Source organism: Ignavibacteriales bacterium (assembly GCA_016700155.1).
Classification (GTDB): domain Bacteria; phylum Bacteroidota; class Ignavibacteria; order Ignavibacteriales; family Ignavibacteriaceae.
On the sequence record CP065001.1, the window covers coordinates 867653 to 893075 of the forward strand.

General features: G+C 35.5%; 17 protein-coding genes and 1 pseudogene. 16 read left to right on the forward strand and 2 right to left on the reverse strand.

What is annotated here, in order from left to right; genetic code table 11:
• The first annotated feature begins 67 nt into the window (after window positions 1-67).
• The 16 genes and pseudogenes from IPM56_03455 to IPM56_03530 all read left to right on the forward strand — a co-directional run bounded on the left by IPM56_03455 (window position 68) and on the right by IPM56_03530 (window position 23021).
• Window positions 68-2935: a T9SS type A sorting domain-containing protein gene (locus tag IPM56_03455; GenBank protein QQS37023.1), complete on the forward strand. Its 2868-nt coding sequence runs from the start codon at window positions 68-70 to the stop codon at window positions 2933-2935.
• Window positions 2936-3218: 283 nt separating this feature from the next.
• Complete coding sequence (locus tag IPM56_03460; protein ID QQS37024.1) at window positions 3219-5615, forward strand: S8 family serine peptidase; 2397 nt, start codon at window positions 3219-3221, stop codon at window positions 5613-5615.
• A 163-nt stretch (window positions 5616-5778) separates the two neighbouring features.
• Window positions 5779-6645 carry a diaminopimelate epimerase gene (locus IPM56_03465; protein QQS37025.1) on the forward strand — a complete coding sequence of 289 codons (867 nt, stop codon included), beginning with the start codon at window positions 5779-5781 and terminating at the stop codon, window positions 6643-6645.
• A 15-nt stretch (window positions 6646-6660) separates the two neighbouring features.
• A complete protein-coding gene (locus IPM56_03470; GenBank protein ID QQS37026.1) occupies window positions 6661-6969 on the forward strand; it encodes a hypothetical protein in 309 nt (102 codons plus the stop codon).
• Between the two features lie 113 nt (window positions 6970-7082).
• Window positions 7083-7958: a hypothetical protein gene (locus tag IPM56_03475; GenBank protein QQS37027.1), complete on the forward strand. Its 876-nt coding sequence runs from the start codon at window positions 7083-7085 to the stop codon at window positions 7956-7958.
• Between the two features lie 8 nt (window positions 7959-7966).
• On the forward strand, window positions 7967-8560 hold the full coding sequence (locus tag IPM56_03480) for a tetratricopeptide repeat protein (GenBank protein ID QQS37028.1): 594 nt from the start codon (window positions 7967-7969) through the stop codon (window positions 8558-8560).
• Between the two features lie 210 nt (window positions 8561-8770).
• Window positions 8771-10102 (forward strand): NAD(P)-binding domain-containing protein, encoded by a 1332-nt coding sequence (locus IPM56_03485; protein ID QQS37029.1) that lies wholly within the window; start codon window positions 8771-8773, stop codon window positions 10100-10102.
• 10 nt (window positions 10103-10112) lie between these two features.
• Entirely contained in the window at window positions 10113-11699 is a 1587-nt protein-coding gene (locus tag IPM56_03490; protein QQS37030.1) for a cytochrome C, read from the forward strand.
• Window positions 11678-14890: a hypothetical protein gene (locus tag IPM56_03495; protein QQS37031.1), complete on the forward strand. Its 3213-nt coding sequence runs from the start codon at window positions 11678-11680 to the stop codon at window positions 14888-14890. Before IPM56_03490 ends, IPM56_03495 begins: the two co-directional genes overlap by 22 nt.
• Window positions 14887-16503 carry a hypothetical protein gene (locus IPM56_03500; protein ID QQS37032.1) on the forward strand — a complete coding sequence of 539 codons (1617 nt, stop codon included), beginning with the start codon at window positions 14887-14889 and terminating at the stop codon, window positions 16501-16503. Before IPM56_03495 ends, IPM56_03500 begins: the two co-directional genes overlap by 4 nt.
• A 239-nt stretch (window positions 16504-16742) precedes the next feature.
• On the forward strand, window positions 16743-17987 hold the full coding sequence (locus IPM56_03505) for a hypothetical protein (protein QQS37033.1): 1245 nt from the start codon (window positions 16743-16745) through the stop codon (window positions 17985-17987).
• 262 nt (window positions 17988-18249) lie between these two features.
• Window positions 18250-19299, forward strand: coding sequence for a PHP domain-containing protein (locus IPM56_03510; GenBank protein ID QQS37034.1), 1050 nt, complete (start codon window positions 18250-18252; stop codon window positions 19297-19299).
• 138 nt (window positions 19300-19437) lie between these two features.
• Entirely contained in the window at window positions 19438-19917 is a 480-nt protein-coding gene (locus tag IPM56_03515) for a mobile mystery protein A (GenBank protein QQS37035.1), read from the forward strand.
• Window positions 19908-20503, forward strand: a pseudogene (locus IPM56_03520) (mobile mystery protein B). The gene IPM56_03515 and the pseudogene IPM56_03520 overlap by 10 nt, the downstream one beginning before the upstream one ends.
• A gap of 536 nt (window positions 20504-21039) precedes the next feature.
• Entirely contained in the window at window positions 21040-21705 is a 666-nt protein-coding gene (locus IPM56_03525; protein QQS37036.1) for a hypothetical protein, read from the forward strand.
• A gap of 653 nt (window positions 21706-22358) precedes the next feature.
• Window positions 22359-23021, forward strand: coding sequence for a hypothetical protein (locus IPM56_03530; protein QQS37037.1), 663 nt, complete (start codon window positions 22359-22361; stop codon window positions 23019-23021).
• 397 nt (window positions 23022-23418) lie between these two features.
• Here the strand turns inward: IPM56_03530 and IPM56_03535 are convergent, their stop codons facing one another.
• Window positions 23419-24945 carry a primase C-terminal domain-containing protein gene (locus IPM56_03535; protein ID QQS37038.1) on the reverse strand — a complete coding sequence of 509 codons (1527 nt, stop codon included), beginning with the start codon at window positions 24943-24945 and terminating at the stop codon, window positions 23419-23421.
• Window positions 24945-25379, reverse strand: coding sequence for a hypothetical protein (locus IPM56_03540; protein ID QQS37039.1), 435 nt, complete (start codon window positions 25377-25379; stop codon window positions 24945-24947). The genes IPM56_03535 and IPM56_03540 overlap by 1 nt, the downstream gene beginning before the upstream one ends.
• Window positions 25380-25423 lie beyond the last annotated feature (44 nt).

The following is a 25423-nucleotide window of genomic DNA, read 5'->3' on the forward strand; positions in this document are numbered from 1 at the left end:
ACGGTTGAAATATTTTTTTAACCGGTCATATTCAGATAAAAATCTAAAATTAATCTAAGAGGTATGTGTGAAAAAATTTTTTACTCCCCTGGTATTGTTTATGCTTACTGCCTTGCCTGTAATTGCGCAGGATGCGGCAATGACACCTACAGAGATTGTAACGCCGGTTTATATGGATGAAACACCCTCGTTAACATCAATGCGGATGATTGCACCACAACCACGGGACAGGTCCTGGAAAAATGGTGTCGTACCAAATATGGATGGAAGCGCCAGAGATAAAAATAAAACCCCCTTTGATGAAAACCTCATCACGGATGACCCTGCATTACAGTTAATTGATGGACCGATAGAGTTGGATGCACCTATTCTTAACTTCGACGGAATTAATAATTTACAGGGAGTTTATCCTCCGGATACAAATGGTGATGTTGGACCCAATCACTATGTTCAGAGTGTAAATAGTTCTTTTGCTATTTGGAATAAATCAGGTTCGCTTCTGTTTGGACCTGCGGATTTATCTGTGCTTTGGGCTGATATTCCCGGTCCCTGGGCTGGAAGAAATGATGGCGATCCGGTAATTCTTTACGATCAACTCGCCGACAGATGGTTAATCAGCCAGTTTTCACTTCCTACTTTTCCTAATGGACCTTTTTATGAATTGATAGCCATTTCAACCACAGGTGATCCAACTGGATCGTACTACAGATATATTTATTCATTCGCTAATATGCCGGATTATCCAAAGTTCGGAGTTTGGCCTGATGGATATTATATGTCCGTAAATTATTTTGCATCGGGATCAACAACATATGCGGGTGCGGGTGCTTCGATATTTGAACGTGATTCTATGTTGGTGGGAAGACCAGCACGATTAATCAATTTCACGTTTGGCTCATCAGGACTTGAGTATAGCATTTTACCGGGCGATGCTGATGGTAATATTCTTCCGCCAGCAGGAAGTCCAAACTATTTTTTTTGGCATGTTGATGGCACCTATTACGGCGGACTTGATAGATTAATGTATCGCTCTTGTACTGTAAATTGGATAACTCCTTTAAGTTCTACAATGTCTGCACAGGTGAATTTAAATGTTAACGCGTTTGATGAACGAATGTGCAATAACAGCAGAAACTGTATCCCACAATTCGGAACAACCAGAGGTTTGGATGCATTCTCTGGAGGACTGATGCATAGAACCCAATATAGAAATTTTGGAACGTACCAGACTATGGTTGCCTGTCATACAATAGATGTTGGCAGTGACAGAGCCGGAATTCGTTGGTATGAGTTAAGAAATACCGGAAGCGGATGGAGCGTATATCAACAAGGAACTTTTTCTCCTGGGACAGAGCATAGATGGATGGGTAGTATCGCAATGGACGGTAATGGCAATATCGCGCTCGGTTATTCAATATCAAGCACAGCAATGTATCCATCATTAAGATATACAGGACGGGCTTTTTCTGATCCGCTTGGAACAATGACTGTCGCTGAACAAACAATAATTAATGGAACCGGCAATCAAACAGGAACAGCATCACGTTGGGGTGATTATTCAATGATGTCAATTGATCCTGTTGACGATGCGACATTCTGGTATACGAATGAGTATATACAAACTTCCGGAATTGCCAACTGGCGAACGAGGATTGCATCCTTTCAATTAGCTACACTAAATTTAAACACCCCTGATGGTGGTGAAAGATGGGCATACAATACTCTAAACACTGTATTATGGTCATCATTCGGCATTAATAATTTAAGACTCGAATTAAGCACAAATAACGGTTCAACATGGAGTAATGTTACAGGCAGTACTTCTGCAACCGCAGGTACATTTGGTTTTATCGCACCCGATATTCCTGTAGAGACTGCAAGGATAAGAATCAGCGATGTTATAAATAATTTGATGACTGATCAGAGTAGTAACTCATTCTTCATGCCTACAGCAACATTTACTACAACACCGGCTACTGGAAACTCATCTACGAATTTTCCGGGAACGGGTATAACATTTTCAGGAAATGTTACTTCCGCTGCGAGTATTAATGTTTCTTATTACAGAGCTAATAATACCAGTGGGTTGCTTCCATCGGGTGTTGCAGTTGCAAGTCAATACTATTGGATTATATCCGGTTCACAAATGTTATTCTCAAATGGAAAAGTAAGTGTACCATTAGCTTTCCTGATAGGTATTTCTAATCCCAATAACCTGGTCTGGTTAAAGAGAGAAACTAAAGGAGCACCATGGCAGGACATCGGCGGATTTATAAACGGATCAAATCTTGAAAGTGATGTACCGTTCAGTACATTCTCAGAATTTGCCATCGGCTCATCATCAGGTAGTGACCCGCTTCCTGTTGAACTATCCTCATTGAATGCCTTAGCCAAAGGCAGAACAATCGTATTACAATGGAGCACACAATCTGAAATAAATTCATTCAGCTTTGATGTTGAAAGATTATCCGGATCTGAGAACTGGGTTTCAGTTTCAAAAATACCTGCAGGCGGGAACAGTAATTCACCTTTAAACTATTCATTTACTGATAAGGAACTTAATCCTGGTAAGTATTCCTACCGGTTGAAAATGATTGATGCTGATGGTCAGTTTGAATACAGTCAAACCGTTGAAGCAGAAATATTGGTTCCGGATGAATTCGCTTTAAAACAAAATTATCCGAATCCATTTAACCCGACAACCAAAATATCTTTTAACCTGCCTGAAGAAAGTGAAGTTCAGCTTTCGGTTTACAATGCATTGGGTCAAAAGGTAATAGATTTAGTGAATCAGCAATATCCAGCAGGTTTTTATGAGACTGATTTTAATGGTTCAAATCTTACGTCGGGAATCTATTTCTTTACCTTAAATGCTCAAGGATTAGAAGGAGGAACCAGCTATACACAAACGAGAAAAATGCTGCTACTCAAGTAGACATTGCAATTATTAGGATCAAATATAAGCCGGCTGAAGAGTCGGCTTTTTTATTGATTTCGGTATTTATTGAATGTAGTTATTAAAGTCGAATCACTACTTTATTGTATTATATCACTTGAGATATTCACCTGCTATAATGAATTAAGTAAATCATATATCTTCAAAAATAAAATAACTTACCTCTTGCTGAAATGACTGCATTTTTTTAAGTTAAATCTCCAAATCCAAGTAATTCTCCTTCAAATGGGGAAGGTGTCATCAATAAAATAGGAGGTAATCAATGCTCATTAGATTACTTATGCGTAGTTTGATACTTATAGCTATCTGTCTAATCTTTATTTCCCAATCCTTATTATTTGCCCAGACAAAATTAGTTGAGACCAACGAATTTTTCAGAGGAAACCAAATTCTTCCTCAAAGTTCATCAACTGAAATGATGTTGTCTAAATCATCATTACTAAGTATGAGACCGGAACTACAAAAACTTTCTTCCGATCTGGTGCAATTGATTAATCCGGAATTATTACCGGCAGCTACAACATTGGAAGAGCATTGCAACTCATTCATCAGTATGAATGCACTTCAACTTGATTTAAGTAAAAGTAGTTTTACAGAACAGGTGAACAGCGGATCCGTTTATGCATACATTTTTCTTAATAGTTCAACATTAAACGGATTGAATCAGTATTCATTGAGCATCACCGATAGGGATGATAAAAATAATATCGTTGTTGCCTGGATAAAAATTAGTGAGCTTGAAATACTTTCCGGTGACCCGCAGGTAAAGATGATTAGAACAGTTATTCCGCCTGTATTGAATACGGGTTCAGTAACAACACAAGGTGATATTATTCATCGTACTTCAAATGTAAGAAGCATTTTTAGTTATAACGGAACCGGTGTAAATATAGGTGTTGTATCTGATGGTGTTACAAACAGAAGTTCTTCACAGGGTACAGGAGATCTACCTGCTGATGGAAGTGGTTTAACAGTTCTGAATAACAGTCCCGGTGGAAATGAAGGAACAGCAATACTTGAAATTCTTCATGACGTTGTACCGGGTTCAAATTTATTTTTTCATGGAATTGGAACAAACACAGTTTCATTTAACAATGCAATAACAAATCTTGTAAATGCAGGTTGTAAAATAATTGGTGATGATATCGGGTGGATAGATCAACCATTCTTTCAGGATGGTACGGTTGCCTCGCACATCAAATCATTAATCAATTCAAACGATATTATTTATGTCACGTCTGCAGGTAACGGCGCACAAAGTCATTACCAGGGAGATTTTTATCCAATACCTTCTCAGCCCACTCAACATTTTTTCGGGCAAGGTGATTCGACTTCAGGTTTTTATATGTATGCGAATGTTCCAGCTAATCAGAATATTAGAGTTGTACTTCAATGGAACGATCAATTTGGGGCGTCATCAAATGATTATGATTTATATATATATCGTATTAATGCAAATAACAGTTTTGCTCTTGTTGCAAGAAGCGAAGGAATTCAAAATGGAACCCAGGATCCAATAGAATTTATTAATTGGACAAGAGGGAATAATCCGGCTCAATCAAATGATTATGCAATTATTGTTAATAAATATTCCGGAGTTGCAAAAAATCTTGAAGTATTTTTGTATCCGTCAGGATCGGCTTTTAACTATTCCAACAGTATAAAACCGGAAGATGCAATTTATGGTCACGCAGCTTTAAATGAAGTTGTTTCCGTTGGTGCCGTTGATCAGGCAAACCCCGGTGTGATAGAAGTATTTTCTTCACAGGGACCTTCAACAATTACTTTTCCTTTGGCTGAAACAAGACTCACTCCCAAAGTAGTCGGAACTGATTTTGTTTCGGTGACAGGTGCCGGAGGATTCCCCACTTCATTCGGCGGAACTTCTGCTGCAATGCCTCATATACAGGGAGTACTTGCACAGGCATGGAGTAAAGCGGTTACGTTCAACGCGTCACAAATAAAACAAGTTTTGTTTGATTGGTCATTTGATCTTGGCAGTGCTGGTTATGATAATATTTTTGGTTATGGACTTGCTGATGCACTTGAAATTTTTAATAACAATCCTTTGCCTGTTGAACTGTCTTCATTTTCAGTATCAGTCAAAGGCGATAAAAATATTTTAACATGGAAAACCGAAACTGAAATTAATAACTATGGATTTGAAGTTCAGCGGAACATATTCCACGATAGCAAGAAGTGGGGTGAATGGACAAAATGCGGATTTGTCGCAGGTAATGGTAATTCTTACAAACCTGTTACATACAGATTTGAAGATGAAACAGTAAAATCATCCACAGTTAAATACAGGCTTAAACAAATTGATACGGACGGTAAAATTTCTTTTTCAAAAGAGATAGAAATAAAACAACAGCCTGATAATTTTGAATTAAGTCAGAATTATCCAAATCCGTTTAACCCGACAACTATGATTGAGTATTCGCTTCCTGTTCAGAGTGATATAACAATTTCAGTTTACAATCTTCTTGGTCAGCTTGTAACAACATTGATAAGTGATAACCAGGACCCGGGATATTATCAAACCACATTTGACGGTGAAAGACTATCATCCGGAGTTTATATTTACGCAATCGTTGTAAAACCGGTAGATGGTTCCAAGGCATTTTCGCAAACAAGAAAAATGCAGCTAATAAAATAGAAGCAACAAAATGATAAAGAATTTGACCGGCTGAAATGCCGGTCTTTCTGTAAAATTGAGTTAGTAATCAGGTTCTTACCTTTGCCTGAAAAAATATTTATCAGAAAGTTTATAATAAATTATTGAATTGAAGCCCTTATTAGTCTAAATTGTATTAGAAAAAATGGAAAAGATATCCTTTTTTAAAATGAGCGGTGCGGGGAATGATTTTATCCTTATCGATAAAGATAAAAGCCCTGCTTTTGTTCTCGATGCAGCAGCAGTAAAAAAACTTTGTGACAGGCACAATGGAATTGGCGCAGATGGCGTTATTTCAATCGAAAACTCCACTGAGAAAGATTTTAACATGAAATATTTTAATGCTGATGGATCGACGGGAAGCCTTTGCGGTAATGGCGCAAGGTGCGCAATATATTTTGCCGGAATGAGCAACCGATTGAAAAACGGAAGAGCATCCTTTACATCGAATAGTGAAAATTATTCCGGTGAAGTATTGGCAAATGGTAACATTAAGTTTAATCTTAATGCCCCGAAAAAACTTAAATTTAATTTTAAAGTAAAAGCAGCCGATCAGCTATTGAATGTATCTTTTGCAAACACAGGTTCTCCTCATGTACTGATCAATATAAATGAGATTTTAATAAACCCTGCTGATCCGAATTCGTTTTATAAAAGTATCGATGATGTTCCAATATTAAAAATTGGAAAAGAAATAAGATATCACCAGGATTTTTCACCTGATGGAACTAACGTAAATTTCATTGATATCAAAGATGGAAAAGTAATCATCCGCACATATGAACGCGGAGTGGAAAGTGAAACTCTCGCATGCGGTACCGGTTCAGTTGCTGCGGCATTAATTGCTTTTGTAAATCACAAACTCAAACCTCCTGTTACAATTGTTACGCGCGGTGGAGATGAACTGTTTGTTGATTTCAGAGTTGAAAATAAAAAAGTTGTGGATCTTTCATTAACAGGTCCCACGAAAATAATCTATACCGGGGAACTGTTATTAAATAATTTTTTCTAATTAAACGGAGCACAAATGTCAAAAGTTATTTTTTCGATTCAATATGAAATTCCTCCTGCAAAAAAAGATGAATATTTTAGTGTGATACGTGAGTTAAAAAATCTGTTAAAAGCTGACGGGCTTGAAAGTTATTCTGTCTTTGAACTTAAAGGCAAAGCAAATAACTACCAGGAACAATACGTATTCAGTTCAGAACAGGCTTATGAAGATTTTGATGACAATCAGAATGAACGAATCAATATCCTCATCAGTAAACTGAATGATCTGACTACAGACAACTCGACAAAGTATACAACTCTCACAGAAGTGACCGGAATAGAATAAGAGAATGCGGCTACCTGAAATAGCCGCTATTCATTTTCTTTTTTTATGGTTATTGAATTGTCCTCAATTGAACAAATACCAAACTATTTTTCCAAAATAATTTTAACAGCAAGATGAATAAGAAACTGCACATACTTTATGTTGGCTCATTCTTCCTTGTGGGTATACTCGTAACCGTACTGCTTATAATAAACGGATATACATACTACAACACATCACTGGAAGAAAGATTTTTTCATCCGCAGAATGCCGCGCTTAAACCCAGCGGAGCGCTTGGTCATGGTCTCGGTATTATTGGTACTCTGATGATGATTGTGGGAGTATCTGTTTATATGCTTCGTAAAAGAGTCAGAAAATTTTTCGGACTTGGATACCTTAAACACTGGCTTGAGTTTCACATCTTCCTGTGTAGTGTGGGACCTGTACTTGTACTTTTTCATACTGCATTTAAATTCGGCGGAATTGTTTCTGTCAGTTTCTGGAGTATGGTTGCGGTTGTATTAAGCGGGGTTGCAGGCAGGTTCATATACATTCAGATACCGCGTTCAATACAGGGACAGGAGTTATCAGTTAAAGAACTAAGTAATATGAGTGATGAACTTAGCTTCAGGTTGAAAAGGGAATTTTCGATAAACGGAAGAATAGCTGAAAAACTGGAAAAAGCATTTACGATTAATGATCACGCAAATTTATCTCTTCTGGGTTCTATCTTGCTTGTGATTAAAGAATATTTTAGTATGCGCTCGGTTTTAAAAGATGTTAAAAACGATTTGAAACTTTTGAATATATCTCATCATAAGGAAAAACAAATACTGGCAATAACAAAATCCAAATTGAATTTGATGAGAAGAATTGGTATGCTGAAATCGATGCAGAAATTATTTAAGTACTGGCATATTGCACATTTACCGTTTGCCATATCGATGTTCGTTATAATGATAATTCACGTTGGTGTTACAATTGCATTTGGTTATAAATGGATTTTTTAGGAGTTAAAATGAAATTCAAACCTGTTTACTTTTATATTTTTATTTTAGTTGCTGCGGTAGCCGCTCTCGTATTATTTACGGGTAAAGACGATTCCGGTGATAGTAATGTTATGAACAAAGAGATGCCGATGGACGATGTTCATAAAAATTTGAATATGCCGGGAGGACAACAGCCCGGTAAAGAGAATGTTACACAAGATTATCAGAAACAGCTTGAAACTTTGAAAGCATCGTATGAAAAAAATCCCGACGACACATTAAAGATCAGGGAGTACGCTGACTTTCTTACTGCAGCACACAATCATTCAGAGGCACTTTCATTATATCAGAAAATAATCAGTAAAAATCCCAAGAGGACGGATATATACTTCTCCATCGCTTCCATTTACTATACTCAAAAAGATTTTAAGAAAAGTGAAGACGCCATAAATAATGTTCTTAAATATGACAGCAAAAATTTTGAAGCCAGGTATAATTTAGGTGCAATATCGGCATCACTTGGTGATAAAGAAAAAGCAAAACTTTTATGGGAAAAAATTGTTGAGGAAACTCCTGATTCGCCTATCGGTCAACTTGCCGAATCCTCATTAGATAGACTCTAGTTCAGTGTGTCAATAGTTCATACTAAGTATGAATTGAAATTATTTACATTGCTGCTGTAATTTTTGCAGGGTGTTATTGTTAATGTCATTGTTATTTGATTGATTCTTTTGTTGTCGGTTAGCATCATTTTTGAATTGTCATCTTTTCCGGAGTCGGGATTACTATAATTCAAAATTAATACAGAAGAATTCAAAATTATTTTCGGGGAAATGGAAGTAATAATAGAAAATATAATAGTATATGGTATCACATTTCTTCTGATTGCGCTCGTCATTTATATGTACCTGCGAAGAAACGCTGCCAAAAGTAAAACCAACCAGGAAAAAATTCTTAAAGCCAAAGAATCAGGATTTCATGAACCCGTTTCATTGCACCCGGTTGTCGATCCTGATAGTTGTATAGGAAGCGGTGCCTGTGTTGCTGCATGCCCGGAAAAAGATATTCTTGGTATTGTGAACGGGAAAGCAACAACAATAAATGCGTCAAGATGTGTTGGACATGGTGCATGTTTTCATGCCTGTCCCGTTCAGGCAATTACTTTATGTATTGGCACTGAGAAACGCGGGGTTGAACTGCCTCACATAAGCCAGGATTTTGAAACAAGTATTCCAGGACTTTTTATAGCAGGTGAACTTGGAGGAATGGGATTAATTAAAAATGCTGTTGAACAGGGTAAACAGGCAATGCAGCATCTTTCACAAAAAATAAAGAGATCACGTAACGCAGAGTATGATGTTATTATAGTTGGTGCCGGACCCGCGGGAATTTCAGCAACACTTAATGCCGTAAAACTAAATTTAAAATTCCTTACTCTTGAACAGGATAGTTTGGGCGGAACGGTTTATAATTTTCCCCGTGCAAAAATTGTTATGACCTCGCCTATGGATCTGCCTCTTCACGGCAAAGTAAAACTTTCTGAAACAACTAAAACTGAACTGCTTAATTTGTGGTATGAAGTGCTTGACAAAAATAAAATAAAAATCAATGAGCAGGAAAAAGTTGAAGCTATTGAAAAAACAGATGATTGTTTCATTGTAAAAACATCAAAGGGTACTTATAAATCAAACGGAGTTTTGCTTTCAATCGGCAGAAGAGGATCTCCAAGAAAACTTGGTGTGCCTGGTGAAGAGAAAGAAAAAGTTTCATACAGATTACTGGAACCCGAATTGATTCATGATCAGAACGTACTTGTTATCGGAGGTGGAGATTCAGCGGTAGAAGCTGCACTTCTTTTATCTGATGAAGGGAATCATGTTTCACTCGCATACCGCGGTGAATCATTTTCAAGGTTAAAGCCCAGAAACCTGGAAAAAATTGAATCCGCTGCAAATACGAAACTGGTTCGTGTATACTTTAATACAAACATTAAAGAAATTCTTGATGATAAAGTTATTCTTCAGGTTGATGATTTTGAAAAAGAAATCAGCAATGATCTTGTGTACATTTTTGCCGGAGGTGAATTGCCAACTAAATTTCTTGAAAAGATCGGTATAACAATCGCTAAAAAATTTGGTGATGCAATCCTTAAGCATAACAGGTAGCAGACGTCCAATGTTTAAAAATATTTTGTTAACAAGTTTTATACTCCTGCTATTGAGCAATTTTATTTATGCGCAGATCTCACCGGGCGATTTGACTAAAGCTCATGCTGATCTGGAAGGGATGAGCAATTGTACAAAATGTCATGAACTTGGAGAAAAGGTGTACAACTCAAAGTGTCTTGATTGTCATACAGAAATAAAAGCACTGATAAATGCAGGAAGAGGATATCATTCAGGCAGTGAGGTTAAAGGGAAAGAATGTTATTCCTGTCACAGCGAACATCACGGCAGGAATTTTAGAATAATAAATTTTAATCCCGACAATTTTAATCACTCAAAAACAGGATTTAATCTTGAAGGAGTTCACCAGAAAAAAGAATGCAAGGATTGTCATCAGTCAAAATTTATCAGTGATTCTAAGTTGAAAAAAAGATCATCAACTTACCTGGGACTTGATACAAAATGTGCAAGTTGTCATGAAGATGTACATCAAACCACACTTGGTAACAATTGCGGTTCATGTCACAATAATAATTCGTTTAAGCCTGTTACGTCGTTTGATCATAACAAAGCCGCATTCAAATTATCCGGTTCACATGAAAAAGTTGAATGCAGCAAGTGTCATCTTTCTGAAAAAAGGAACGGAAAAGATTTTGTAAAATTTAAAGGAACTTCCTTTGCAACGTGCGCATCTTGTCATAAAGATCCTCACCAGGGAAAATTTGGTTCTAACTGTCAGAGTTGTCATTCGACAGTTTCTTTTCAACAGATAAATACTGGTTCTTTCGATCATAATAAAACTTCATTTCCATTAGCTGGAAGGCATACACGTGTCAAATGTGATAATTGTCATAAAGAAGGTTTAACAAAAAAAATAAAGCATGAAAATTGTTTTGATTGTCATGAAGATTATCATAAAGGTGCATTTGTTTTAAATGATAAAACGAAAGACTGCAAGGAATGTCATACAGAAACAGGATTTTCACCATCTTTATTTGGATATGATAATCATCAAAAGGCAGCCTTTGCTTTGACCGGTATGCATATGGCAGTGCCCTGTATAAATTGTCACAGGAAAGATGAAGAACCCTGGAAGTTCAGACAAATTGGTTTAAAGTGTATAGATTGTCATCAAAATATACATCGGACTGAGCTGGCAGCAGAATATTTATCAAATAATGATTGCTCTTCCTGTCACTCAGTTGACGCTTGGCATACTATAAAGTTTGATCATAACAAAACAGATTTTAAATTACTGGGGAAACATTCAGAAGCTACTTGCGCTGATTGCCATAATAAAAAGGGTGAGACAAAAACAGTGACAATTTTTTCTTCGATAAAGTCCAACTGCGAATTCTGTCATACCGATATTCATTTCGGTCAATTTAAAGTCGGCGAAACTTCCGACTGTTCAAACTGCCACACTTTTGATAACTGGAAACCTGAAAAATTTGATCATGAAAAAACAAGATTCTCCCTAAAAGGTGCTCATGAAAAATTAAAATGTATTCAATGTCATAAAGTTGAATCATATGAAACCAGTCTGTTTGTAAAATTTAAAATGGAAGATTTTAAATGCGCATCCTGTCATTCCTGATAATACTCGTTTTGGCTGAAGCCATTGTATTTGCACAATCGCCGCACGGAGATGGTCTGGATATCGATTGCTCTGATTGCCATGAATCGACCTCGTGGAAAATCGTTCCCGAAAAGTTATCCTTTGATCATAGCACAACCGGATTTGAACTTGTGGGGCAGCACAAATCAAATGATTGCAGATCGTGTCACTCAACTTTGGTATTCAGTGAGGCGAAGCCGGATTGTTTCTCCTGTCACAAAGATATTCACCAGGGAACAACAGGTTTTGATTGCGCCAGATGTCACACACCGCAATCGTGGATTGTTAAAGATATTAATTTTCTTCACCAGGCAAGCAGATTCCCGCTGGTAGGATCTCATCAAACTGCGGATTGTAATTCGTGTCACACAGAATATCATTCTCTGAATTTCAGACCTTTAGGAATAACCTGTTTTGATTGTCATTTTTCTGACTACAATTCCGCAACCGCTCCAAATCACCTCGCTGCCGGATTCGCAACTACGTGTGAAGATTGTCACAGTATTACAGCTACAGAATGGAGCCAGACTGATTTTGCACATGACTTTTTTCCGCTGGTTCAGGGACATGCAATTGCTGACTGTTTCTCATGTCATACAGCAGGAAGTAATTTCCAGGGATTGAATCAGGATTGTTATTCATGTCATCGCTCCGATTATGAGGGAGTTCAGGATCCGAATCATATATCCGCAAACTTTCCAACTACCTGCACCAATTGTCACACTATTGCGGGATGGTCGCCAACTTCATTTGATCATAATCAAACTCAGTTTGCACTTACAGGTGCGCATGTAAATGTAAATTGCAGCAGTTGTCATTCATCAGGTTTTTCTAATACACCTACTGACTGTTATAGCTGTCATCAGACTGATTATACATCCGCGGCAAACCCCAATCATATTGCTGCTAATTTTCCAACCACTTGTGTTTCATGTCATTCTACTTCGGCGTGGATACCTGCAACATTCGAACATGATGCACAGTACTTCCCGATATATTCAGGCGAACACAGAAATGAGTGGAATAATTGTTCTGATTGTCATACTAATCCAAATAATTTTGCAGAGTTTTCATGTATAACATGTCATGAGCACAATCAGAATGAAATGGATGACAAACATAGTAGTGTAGCAGGATATGTATATCAGAGTGAGGCTTGTTTAAGCTGCCACCCCGATGGAAGCAAGGCTAATGCATTCAATCACCAGTTATCAAATTTCCCTTTAACAGGTTCGCATCTTGCAGTTAATTGCAGTGACTGTCACACAAGCGGTTATACCGGAACGTCAACTATCTGTGTCGATTGCCATCAAAGCGACTTTAATTCTACAGCAAATCCAAATCATACTTCACTTAGTATTTCAACTGATTGCGTTAGCTGTCACACAACAGACCCTGACTGGCAACCGGCTACGTTTGCATTACATAACAATTATTATCAATTAATCGGTGCGCATAACACTATAGCAAATCAATGTGCATCATGTCATAACGGTAATTATACAACTACACCTAATACCTGTTATGAATGTCATACTACAGATTATAATAATACAACTAATCCTCCGCATGCTTCCACAGGTTTTTCTACAGATTGTATGACTTGTCACAGTCAGAATGCATGGCAGCCGGCAACATTTGATCACGATGCACAATACTTTCCGATCTATTCAGGTGAGCACCGGAACGAATGGAATAGTTGTTCGGATTGTCATACTGTTCCTTCAAACTATGCTGTGTTCAGTTGTATCGATTGTCACGAACATAATCAGAATGATATGGATGATGAGCACCAGGGTGTTAGCGGTTATGTTTATGCTAGCGCTCAATGTTTAGCTTGTCACCCTGACGGAAGTGCTGAAGGAGCGTTCAATCATTTGCAATCAAATTTCCCCTTGACCGGTTCACATATTTCTGTTAATTGTGAATCCTGTCATAGCTCAGGATACACAGGCACATCAACCATTTGTGTTGATTGTCATCAGACGAATTATTCAGCTTCGACAAATCCAAATCACCAGCAGTTAGGAATTTCAACTGACTGTGCTTCATGCCACAGCACTAATCCGGATTGGCAGCCTGCAAGTTTTGCTCAGCACAATCAGTACTTTGAATTAACCGGAAGACATTCTGAAATTGCGAATGATTGTTCAACTTGTCATAATGGAAATTATACAACAACTCCTGATCAGTGTTTTGGATGTCACCAGCAGCAATTCAATATTGAACATCAAAATGCGGGATTACCAACACTATGTGAACAATGCCATACCACAACAGCATGGATTCCTTCTACATTTAATCATGCGCTAACGGGTTTTGAATTGACCGGAACTCATAATCAATTGCAATGTTCAGGATGTCACGAAGGAACGACTACCGGATTAAATTCTGCATGTATTTCATGTCATCAATCGAACTATAATTCAGCACCGAACCACTTAAGTCAAAACTATCCGACAAATTGTGAATTGTGTCACAACTCAGTAGCATGGAACCAGACGAGTTTTAATCATCAGCAGACGAATTTTCCTCTGACGGGTGCACACACAAGCACTAACTGTATTGATTGTCATGAATCCGGTTATACAGGAACATCAACGATTTGCAATGATTGCCATAATGCAAACTATGTTCAGGCGACAAATCCAAGCCATACAGCTTTATCACTTTCAACTGAGTGCCAGACCTGTCACACTACAAATCCTGATTGGCAGCCTGCAACATTTTCTGTTCATAATAATTATTATCAACTTGTTGGCGCGCATGCATTGATTAGCAATAATTGTGTAACGTGTCACAATGGCAACTATAACAATACTCCGAACACTTGTTATGGCTGTCACCAGGCTGAGTTTACTGCCACTACAGATCCGCCTCATCAAGTACTGAATTTTTCACACGATTGTTTGACTTGTCACAATCAAAACAACTGGAACCAGGGATCATTCAATCACAGCTTTTATCCGATCTCAAATGATCATAATAATGTATCCTGTGGTCAATGTCATTCACAGCCAAACTATCAGCCGCAATGTATAAGTTGTCATTTAGATGATTTTCTTGATGAACATGAAATTGGCGATCCAACTAATTGCTGGGACTGTCATTCAACTTTTAATTGGGATAATGATAATGCCGGAAAGATCAGAAGGTTTGATTCACGATGAGAACATTAATAGTATTAATGGTAGTCGGGTTATTCACTTATAGCACATTCGGGCAGGAATATACCATAGTTGAAAAATCTGGAATGATCACCTATATGTCATCGCAAAATGTTTACGTTAAGTTTGATAATACAGCAGGGATTTCAGCCGGTGATTCACTTTTTGAAAAACAATCCGGCAAGCTTATCCCGGTCGTGATCGTTAGGCACATTTCATCTACTTCCTGTGCCGGCGAACTTTTAAATGGAAAGAAATTGAAACTAAATGATTTGCTTTTTGCTAAGGCAAAATTAATTGAGGAAAAAGAAATAATCCCTGATGATACTTTAAGCTATAACCTACAGTTATCGGATACATTAATAGAAAGACAGCAGACGAATGTTAATAACAGAATAATCAGATCGAAACCATCTTTCAGCGGAAGGATATCTGCTCAATCATACACCAATCTTACAAACTATGATAAGAGGGGAGAGTATCAGAGATGGCGATACACACTATCTCTGAATGCAAATGAAATCGCCCGCAGTAGTTTTTCCGTCAGCACATATACAAGTTTTTCCTACCGCGCTGATCAATGGAATTCTGTTACAGATAACCTCGGAAGAAGTTTAAGAGTTTATGATCTGTCAGTTAACTATAAGTTCAATGAAACGACAAACCTTTGGGCTGGCAGGCATCTCAATCGTAAAATAACAAACATAAGTTCAATCGACGGTATTCAGTTTGAAAAATATTTTGATGAAAATTATTTCGGGATTATAGCAGGTTCAAGACCCAATTTTTCAGATATGGGATGGAACAGTAAGTTGTTCCAGTTCGGTGGTTACTATGGAAGAACTGACTCCGTCAATGGAAGTCTGATGGAAAATACTATTGGAGTCGTTCAGCAGACAAACAATTTTAAAACAGACAGAAGATTCATTTATCTGCAGCATAATAACTCTATTCTACCGAAGGTGAATCTATTCCTTTCATCAGAGATTGATCTTTATAAAAAGATTTTGGAAAAAGAAAGTAATGAATTTATTCTGACCAGCCTTTATACAATGATCCGCTACTCACCATCAAGAATATTTTCGATATCAGGATCATATGATGCCAGGAAGAATGTAATTTATTACGAGACCTTTAAGAATTTTATTGATAGTGTCTTTGAGAATGAAACAAGACAGGGCGCAACATTGCGGATGAATCTTAATCCGGTAGATTACCTATACGTCGGACTCGGAGGAGGTTACAGAAATTCAAAAAATGATCTTCGTCCTTCAAAAAATTATAATGGATATGTAACATATAGCAGAATACCATTTGCAGAAATTTCCGCAACGCTTTCCTACAACAATATCTCAAGCAGTTATGTTGATGGTTCTATTTATGGATTCAGAATTACAAAAAGTATAAACGAACTTGATGCTGAGCTTTCGCTTGGCTGTCGCCGTACAAACTACACCTATATTATCAACAGCAACAAAGTTGAACAGGATAATGTAAATATTGATTGTTCAATAAGAATAATTGATAGAACATATTTTAACATCGGTTATGAAGGATACTTTGAAAAAAATAATTCACAGGGCAGAATACTTATTGATCTCACCACCCGGTTTTAGTTTAATTAACACTTCTATTAAAAATTTATGCAACATTTTTTTCGTCTTAACTCATTAAGAAATATGATTAAAGCGAAAGAAAATCGTGTAAAACCTTCAAGGAAATCTATAACTTAAGTTATAGTTAAATTTAACTGTAAAATTTTGGTTGACTTTTACAAAGTAAAATTATACGTTTGCTTTCGTTAAAACTTGAGGAAACTCAGGTCCAAACTTTATTTAATAAATTTGGAGGTCATATGATTCGTAGATACTTTGCTTCCTTTGCAATAGTATTGTTCTTAATCACTTCAGGATTTGCGCAAAATGTAGAAAAGACCGGTGGTTATGCTCGACTGCTGGGTATGGGAAATAACCCATATGTTATGGATCCTTACTCTTCTACCATCAACCCGGCATGGGGTGCGGTATATGACAACTTTTTATTCGGTGATTTAGGCGCTCAAGGCGGGGGAAACGCAGGGCAATTTGTATCTGCAAATTTTGGCGTTGGTAAAGACTTCACACTCGGAATGATCTTGGCTCGTAATGATTTCAACGGCTTCTCAATTTCAAGACTTGATCCAGGTGGATTACTTGGTCAGGGTGTTGTAAATACTTTAAACAGCATTGTCCCCGGTGCTGTAATTGGTTTACAAAATAACTTTGAAATAATGGGAACAATGACTTTTGGAAAAACATCTGTTGGTTTGGGTATTGCTTATGCATCTACCAAAAATGATAATACGCCGGCAGGTGGTGGCGGTACCGAAGGTTCTGCTAGTCAAATAGGTATTAATGCTGGTGTTCTTGCACAGATTAGTGGTAACCTTAAACTAGATCTTGGTGCTTCATTTGTTCTTCCAGGCGCTACTTTTAAACCATCTGCTACTGGTCAGACAGAAAGTAAAGTAAGCCAGACAATAATTGGTGTTAATGCCAGATTATTCTGGAGATATACTTCAAAATTATCTTTTGTTCCTACTGTAGGATTCCTGACAGCCTCAGGTACTGCTGATAATGGAACAGTATCTCCTTCAACTTCTGTTGACTTACCATCTGTTACAGCAATCACAGCGGGATTTGGTATCAACTATCAGGTTGGTGATTTCTTATTAGCTGGTGGACCTGCTTTTGCAACTACATCAATAACCACTCCTTCAGTTCCTAACGTTAGTCCTGAACTAAAAACTTCTGCTCTTACATTCCCGTTATGGAACTTGGGATTAGAATGGAAGATGAATGATTGGTTAATCGGACGTATGGGTTATGTTGGTGCTACAAGTTCTGTTACAAATGAATCAGCAGCAACTGCAACGACAATTAACGAAGTAGTTGGTACCCAGTTTGTTCCTTATGGTGCTACATTTGGTGTAGGCTTCAGGCTTGGAAACTTCTCATTAGACGGTACAGTAAATGTTGAAGTTATCCGTCAGGGTTTGAACAACATTGGTAACTTCGGACCAACGTTTGCTTATATGTCAGCAAGCTACGCTATTCCATAATAGAAAGTAATTTTCTTTATAAAGGTATCCTGCGGGATACCTTTTTTATTTTAAAAAATTCAGCCTAGGCAATTCCAGCAGGTATTTCAAATCCAGGGGTTGTCACCCTGAATTTATTTCAGGGTCTGCCTTTGAAAGATCATTTAATAAATTCTGAGAGAAATTATTTTTCTTTCAACAAATTTGAAATACAACCGCAACACTTAATTACTTTTTCATAACCCAATTTCTTTCTATTTTAATCCATAAATTTTGATGTAATATGTTTGAATATGTTGGCGCATTACATATGCATTCAATCTTTTCGGATGGTTCCGGACAGGTTGATGAAATTGCTGGATATGCCGATGAAATCGGTTTGGATTTTATCATCCTTACTGATCATAATACACTGCGTGCGTTAAATGAAGGCTATGAAAAATGGTATGGCAAAACCCTTCTGCTCGTCGGTTGTGAGATTAACGACAAAGAAAATAAAAACCATTATCTCGCCTTTGGGATAGATCAAACATTTTCAACAAGAACTTCGGCAAAAGATTATGTGAGAAAAGTAAAAGAAGCAGGCGGAATAGGGTTTCTGGCGCATCCGCACGAAAAAAGATCACATATGAAAGAGCATCCGCCATATCCCTGGACTGAGTGGAATACCGAAGATTTTGATGGGATTGAAATCTGGAATCATATGAGTGAATGGATGGAGAACCTTACTGAACAAAACAAGTATCAAGCCTTTGTTCATCCATTAAGATCTATAGTCGGTCCCCCTATAGAAACATTAAAAGTTTGGGATGATATTAGTTTAAAAAGACCTGTGGTTGGTATTGGCGGAGTTGATGCTCACGCGCATAAATATAATCTACTCGGATTTCTTGAAGTCGAAATATTTCCCTATAAAGTCTTGTTTAAATCTATCAGGACGCACATACTTCTCACCGAAGAGATTACCAAAGGCAAAAGCGACAAAGCATTGAACAATGCAAAGAGGAAAATTTACGAGGCACTTGCAAATGGAAGTTGTTTTATTGGTAACGACTATCATGCTGATTCAAAAGGGTTCAGGTTTTATGCGCAAGTCGGAAGAAAAGTATTTAATATGGGACAAACAATCGCAAAGTATGATAAAATAAAACTGAAAGTATTACTGCCTGCAAACAAAGCAGAAATCCGTCTGATCAGAAACGGTAAACTGATTGACAAGATTGAGCACAATGAAGCTGAATTTATTGTCGAAAAAAAAGGTACATACCGGACAGAAGTTTATTTAAATGGTAAAGCCTGGATATTTTCAAATCATATAAGGATTGGTATTTAACGTTAGCCTTCCTTTCAAGTCTGCCTTACCCAGATTCCATTGAAAAATCATCGGTACTTAACTTTAGATAATTGATTCAACATATAGGTTGAAATAATTCTTGTATTTATCAACCTATAGCTTTATTTTTGTAAAAAAATGGTGAAAACTGTGAAAAACGAAAAACAAGATTTAATAATTGAACAGTTAGATAAAAAATTTGATATAATCCAAAAAGCATTTGAAACAATACCCGTGCCTTCAAATGGCTGGATCAATACAATTAGAAAAACGATCAATATGTCGCTCAGGCAGTTAGGAAAAAAATTAAAAGTTTCTACTCAAAACATTAACCAGCTTGAGCAGCGAGAGAAGGATGGTTCGATCTCCATTCAAAAACTAAAAGAGACTGCGGAGGCACTCAATTGTTATTTTCTGTATGCAGTTGTTCCAAAGAATGGTTCATTAAAAAAAATGATAGAAGATCGCGCTAACGAAATTGCCAGAGATATTGTCTTGCGAACATCTCATTCAATGAAACTTGAGGACCAGGAAAATTCGGCAGAAAGAATAAATAGAGCTATTAAAGAAAAAGCTGAAAAAATTAGAAACGAATTACCAAAATATTTATGGGATTAGATTTAGATTATTCTGATGGTCAAACTCCTCTGGATGAAGATGAAAGAGAGGATTATTAATTCCAACTATAACTACGAGAGGTGAACTTGATGAGTTCGAACAATTGGGCGTTGCAAAGGCGAATGAATGGATTTTAACAAGAAATATTGATATTAATAAAATTCTTAGTGAAGAATTCATTAAAGAATTACATAGAAGGATGTTCAGTGATATTTGGAAATGGGCGGGTGAATTCAGAAAAACAAATAAAAATATCGGGGTTGATAAAATTATGATTAGTGTCGAACTGAAAAAACTGCTTGATGACTGTAAATTCTGGATCGCAAATAAAATTTTTTCGGAAGACGAAATAGCTGTAAGATTCAGTCATAGGATAGTAGCTATTCATCCATTCTCAAATGGTAATGGAAGACACTCGAGATTGATTGCAGATATATTAATTAATAAAGGATTTGGCAAACTATATTTTACTTGGGGAAGCGTTAGTCTGATCAGAAAAGGTGAAGCACGAACAAAATATTTAAAAGCCTTAAAGTCAGCAGATCAAAATGACTATGAGCAATTAATCGGATTTGCCAGATCATAATATCCCAAGATTTAATCCATCTCTAACAACAAGTAACTTGAAAGAAACTCACATTCGCCATTTTTGCAGATATTTTTCTTTTTAAAAGTTTGTAAATTACATAAGAAATAAGCGCCCGTAGTTCAACTGGACAGAATGTTGGATTCCGGTTCCAAAGGTTGCAGGGCAAAATCAATCAATTTCAAATCTTTTTAGCCAAGTGTTAACTAAATTGTTAACTAATTCCTAAGATTTTACTCTTTTTCAGACTCTCAAAGAACTTAAAACGAAAATAGCCCAAGCGGGAAATTCAAGGGAGTCGAAGCCCTATCAAAACCACTCAGGCTAATTTCAATAATAAATTTTGTTTTCATTTTCGACTTTTGAATTTCAATACAAACGTACATCGTAGAACTGTCAAAATCAAATTGAAAGAAATTAGTTGCACTTGTAAGTAATTAATTTTAAATAAGTTACAGCAGTAAAAAAATATTTTTTTTGTGCGAAAGTGAACAGTTTCATCGAATCAATATTCTAATACAAAAAAGGCAATTTATTTGAATTTAGGTCTCTCAATATTTTTATCTACAATTCTTATATGCAGTGTTTGGCTTTATTACATAACCAGAGATAGATGGAGATGGAATAAAATTCTAAAAGTAGTAGCGATATTAGGTGGAATAAGTGCCATAGTTCTATTGAGTATTTTCGTTTACAATGAATTCTTAAAAACAAAACCTATTAAAAAAGAAATTTTGTCCTTAGAAGAAAGTCGAGATGAAAGACGTAAAGAAATATTAAGCAAGTTTAAACCGGAAAAGCTAACAAAACTTGGGAATTTTGAATTGGGTGAATCTCAGAGTAATATAAAATTTCGGAATGGCAAACCACAAAAAATCTTTAGTAGTCCTGAAATTTGGGTTTATCGTAATCACGGTGATTATTTTCTGTTTTTTATAGATAAAAAAATAGTCTCAATAATAACCGATAGATATGAACTGATGGATAAGTATTACTTTGAAAAAACAGAAGAAATAATAATGAAATGGGGCAAACCTCAAATTGAAATAGATTTTGCCGATGACTATAAAAAGCTATTTCTATATTCAAAATATAATCTATTGTTCACATTCTTCGGGAATGAAAGAGTCGTCGAAGGAATTTACTTAGTCCAATATGAAAAAGAAGTTAAAGAATTGATTTTATCGCAAAAGTATTTTTAAGCAAATGTTTTAAACAAATTAAAGATTGGCAGGGTATAAAATAAAAATCAGTTTCCCTTTTCAAGAAGAACTTATAATCACTTAATAAAATCAAAAAATAAGATAATAACTTGAAGAAATTTTCTAACCATTCCGAAGGGTACACACCCTATGTAAGACGGGGTGGGGTTGTAGTATAAAGCTGGTATAAATTATATAACAATTTTTTAAATTCAGAAAAAACCATTTAGGACTTTTTTAGGTTTCCGATAAATATTAATTAACTTGGATTGAGTGAGTTTTTGAATATAACAAGCTAATGAATTACAATAATAATCACCTAAAAAAATATTTTAGTAAACGTATTGTTTTATAAGAATTTAGACTTAATTGTGTGGATTAGTAAATTTGGAATGAATAAAGAATAGGATTTGATACTCATTTCGAGAAAAAAAGGGGGGGTATAGTCAGACGGGGTGGGTTATTTTTCTAAGTTTGACTTTAGCTGGCTTTTACATTTACGAAAATTAGATTTTATAAGATGAGTTTGACTATTTGCTGAATGATTGTAACTTAGGACAATTTAGAAGTCATTTTAAGAGCTAAGATTTTTCTTTTACTTTCAACTTAAGTTATAATAATTTGTATCGCTAAAAACTCTAATAGCTATTGTCATGAAAATTTTATTCTTGATACTACCTCTTTTAAGTTTTCAATTCGTAAATAGTCAGACAAAATCTGACAGCCTCAATTCAAAAATAAAAAGTACAATCAATGAGATAGAGTCACTTGAAAATAAAATTGATGAATTAAATCAAACTCTAAAAGTATTAAGGAAAGAACAACGAAATTATTTAAATAATAATGATACCTCACTTTATAAAAATAAAAGTAGTGTTTCTTCACCGGTCTCTGAGGAATATGAGAAGTTAAGTCTTAAAACAAGTGAGGAAATAAAAAAATCTATTGATAAGGGTATCCCGCTTTATTTTCATAAGGCTTCAGTTACATTTAATTCCATTGATAATCCTGAAGCATATATAAGTTTAAGAAATATTAGTGAGAAGACTATTGATGCCTATACTTTAAAAATATTGTGTTATGATAGATTTGATAATCCAGTCAAAGATGGACTCTATGGAGACAATAATTTCGGTGCAATATCTCAAGAAACAATTAGTCCACTGAGTTACAACTCAGGAAAATGGACTCTGTACGGTCACGAAAATACCGCTAAGATAAAAGTGTTTATTGATAAAGTACATTTTACAGATGGAACAACTTGGAGACCCTCAAAGGGAAAAAATCCAACAATTGAAGGTAAATCAGGAAAATGAATTAAAGTGTAAGTTCTCTCCTATATACTACCAATCCATTAGCTTTCTTTTTTTCTCAAAATCTCCCGTTTCAACAAGCGAATTGAAAGAGAACTAAATCACTCCATAGGATTGGATTGAAATCCCTTTTTAATCCCTTTACGTTTAGGGTTTGTACCTAATCTGTATAACCATAGAGGGCAATCAGTAATTATACATTCTCTCACTTCACTTGGTTGATGATTGCTACATTCTAAGCAATGCACCCGAATACTTTTTAGCGGGGTTAGATTTTTATTATTTGTTTGCATATATCCTCACTTAGTTAATGACAACATCATATTAATATTCATATTACTTTTTCAGATTACATTTTCATATTAGAAATTCATACAAAAAATCATTTTAAGAAAACATATTACTGAGAATGATTAAGAGATATATAGTCAATAGGTTTCTTTTTTAAGTCCTGATATTTTTTTTGTTTCTCGCTAAGTTTTGCTAACATTCTTTGTCTGAGTTCTTCTTCATAAATTTTTTTATCTAATTTTTTCCCTTCTTTATTCATAACCCATTCCGCCAAACTTTCTTTTGTTTTAAAATATGTTGAGAAATATTTCATTTGTCCCTTCTTTAAACTAAAAGTCCTAATAAAATCTCCAGTTTCTAAAAATTTAATTCCACTCCTTACTTTGCTAAGTGAGGGCGGTGTACTTATAGATTCAGATTCCAGATAATCGGTAAAGTTTTTAAAACCGATTGCTCTATAACTGATTATTGAATGAGAAATTTTTTTCGCCGGTTTTGTCGCATTTCTACCTAAATAAGAAATGATTCCAGTATATATGAAGAAATAGTCAAAACGAATTTTCTTTTTTAAAGTATCTAAAAACATTTTTTCTCCAACCCTTACTATCTGGTCTCGTTTTCCGGTTCTTTGCTCATAGTCAGTTATCAGTTTTTTACACTCTAAATGGTATTGAATTGCCATGCTATCAAGTTCTAAGTCTGATATTATCTTTGTATCACTATTAAATTCTAATACTCCATAGCATAAAATTTTTTTGAGTTTCAATTCCGGTTCACAATCCAATTGAAATAAACAATTTTGGAATTGATGAAATTTACCATCCAATCCTTTTGAGTACCTATTCCATAAATCATTAAACTGTTTTTGTAGTTCTTTATCATTAATCGGAGGATTATTTCTAAGGTTCCAATTTTCAATCTGAGCTTTAATAAATTCTTTTGTTATCCCCTGATTAAAAAGTGTCCCGAAAATTTTTATTAAAGCCTTATGCCTATTCCCCTCACTTACTCCATTTGTGAGATAGTCAAGGATTTCGTTTCCAGCATTTGAATTAATATCTTTAACAAGCCCAGATTTAACAATGAAATACTTTTGTAATACATCATTAATTTTTTTTGCCGAAATTTTTTGTGGTTTTGATTCAGGTATTCCGCTTAAAAAGCTGTATGTATTTCCATTGTAATGATTTGAAGGCGGGAGCGCAGTATAAACACTACTTAACCTAAGTTCACAATGGTCAAATATTTTTTTATTTAATGCTTCAAAACTGTAATAACTTTTTATTCCAAATTCATTGTGAATAAATTCTATGTCCTCAAGTTCAAAATGGAAATGAAATCCAAAACCTGATTTTACTATCCAGGAATTTATTCCTAATTCATCAGCAAGTTTTAGTATAAATTTTTCATCTGAGCATTTATCAAAATCGAGGCTCTGATAATTTCCATTAATAACTCCAATTCCATTAATATTTTTATGCCAATTAATCTTTTCTAAATCGGAGAGAGATTGGGGGTTTTTTACTAACTGTTTCCATCTACCAAAAGGTTTCTTTCCATTTTCAGAAATGATTAATGGAATTATTTTGAGTTCAAATGAGTTGTAGTGTTTAGCATATTCAAGTAAGGTCTCCATTAAGAGACCTCCTCGAATAAGTAACCTTGTTTATTCTTTGCTATCTCAAATTTTTTTATGGTCAGAATATTTAATTCGGATAGTGGCACAAAATTCTGCAATTCATACCCCTTATTTCCGAATTGAAATGTTTTACCCTTTATTAAAAAATATTCACGAGTTGATATATATATATCTTTTTCACAAAATATTTTTATCCACTTAAATTTTATTCTTTCATCTGAGAGTAACTCGTAATTAATTCCAAAGGCATTAATTTTATTCAGTATATGTTCTTTTCTTCGATTAAGGATTAATGTTCCGTTATCAGTAATATCAAGTTTACCGATAAATCGGGTTTGAAATTCGAGCTGTAATTTGATGTCAAATAGGTGTGATGAATTTTTGTGTGGTACAAGTTGCAGATGTTTAGACGAATCACTATGTTTGGTCATTACTTTTCCTATATAGGTTAAGTGAAATAATTGAAGCGAACTGA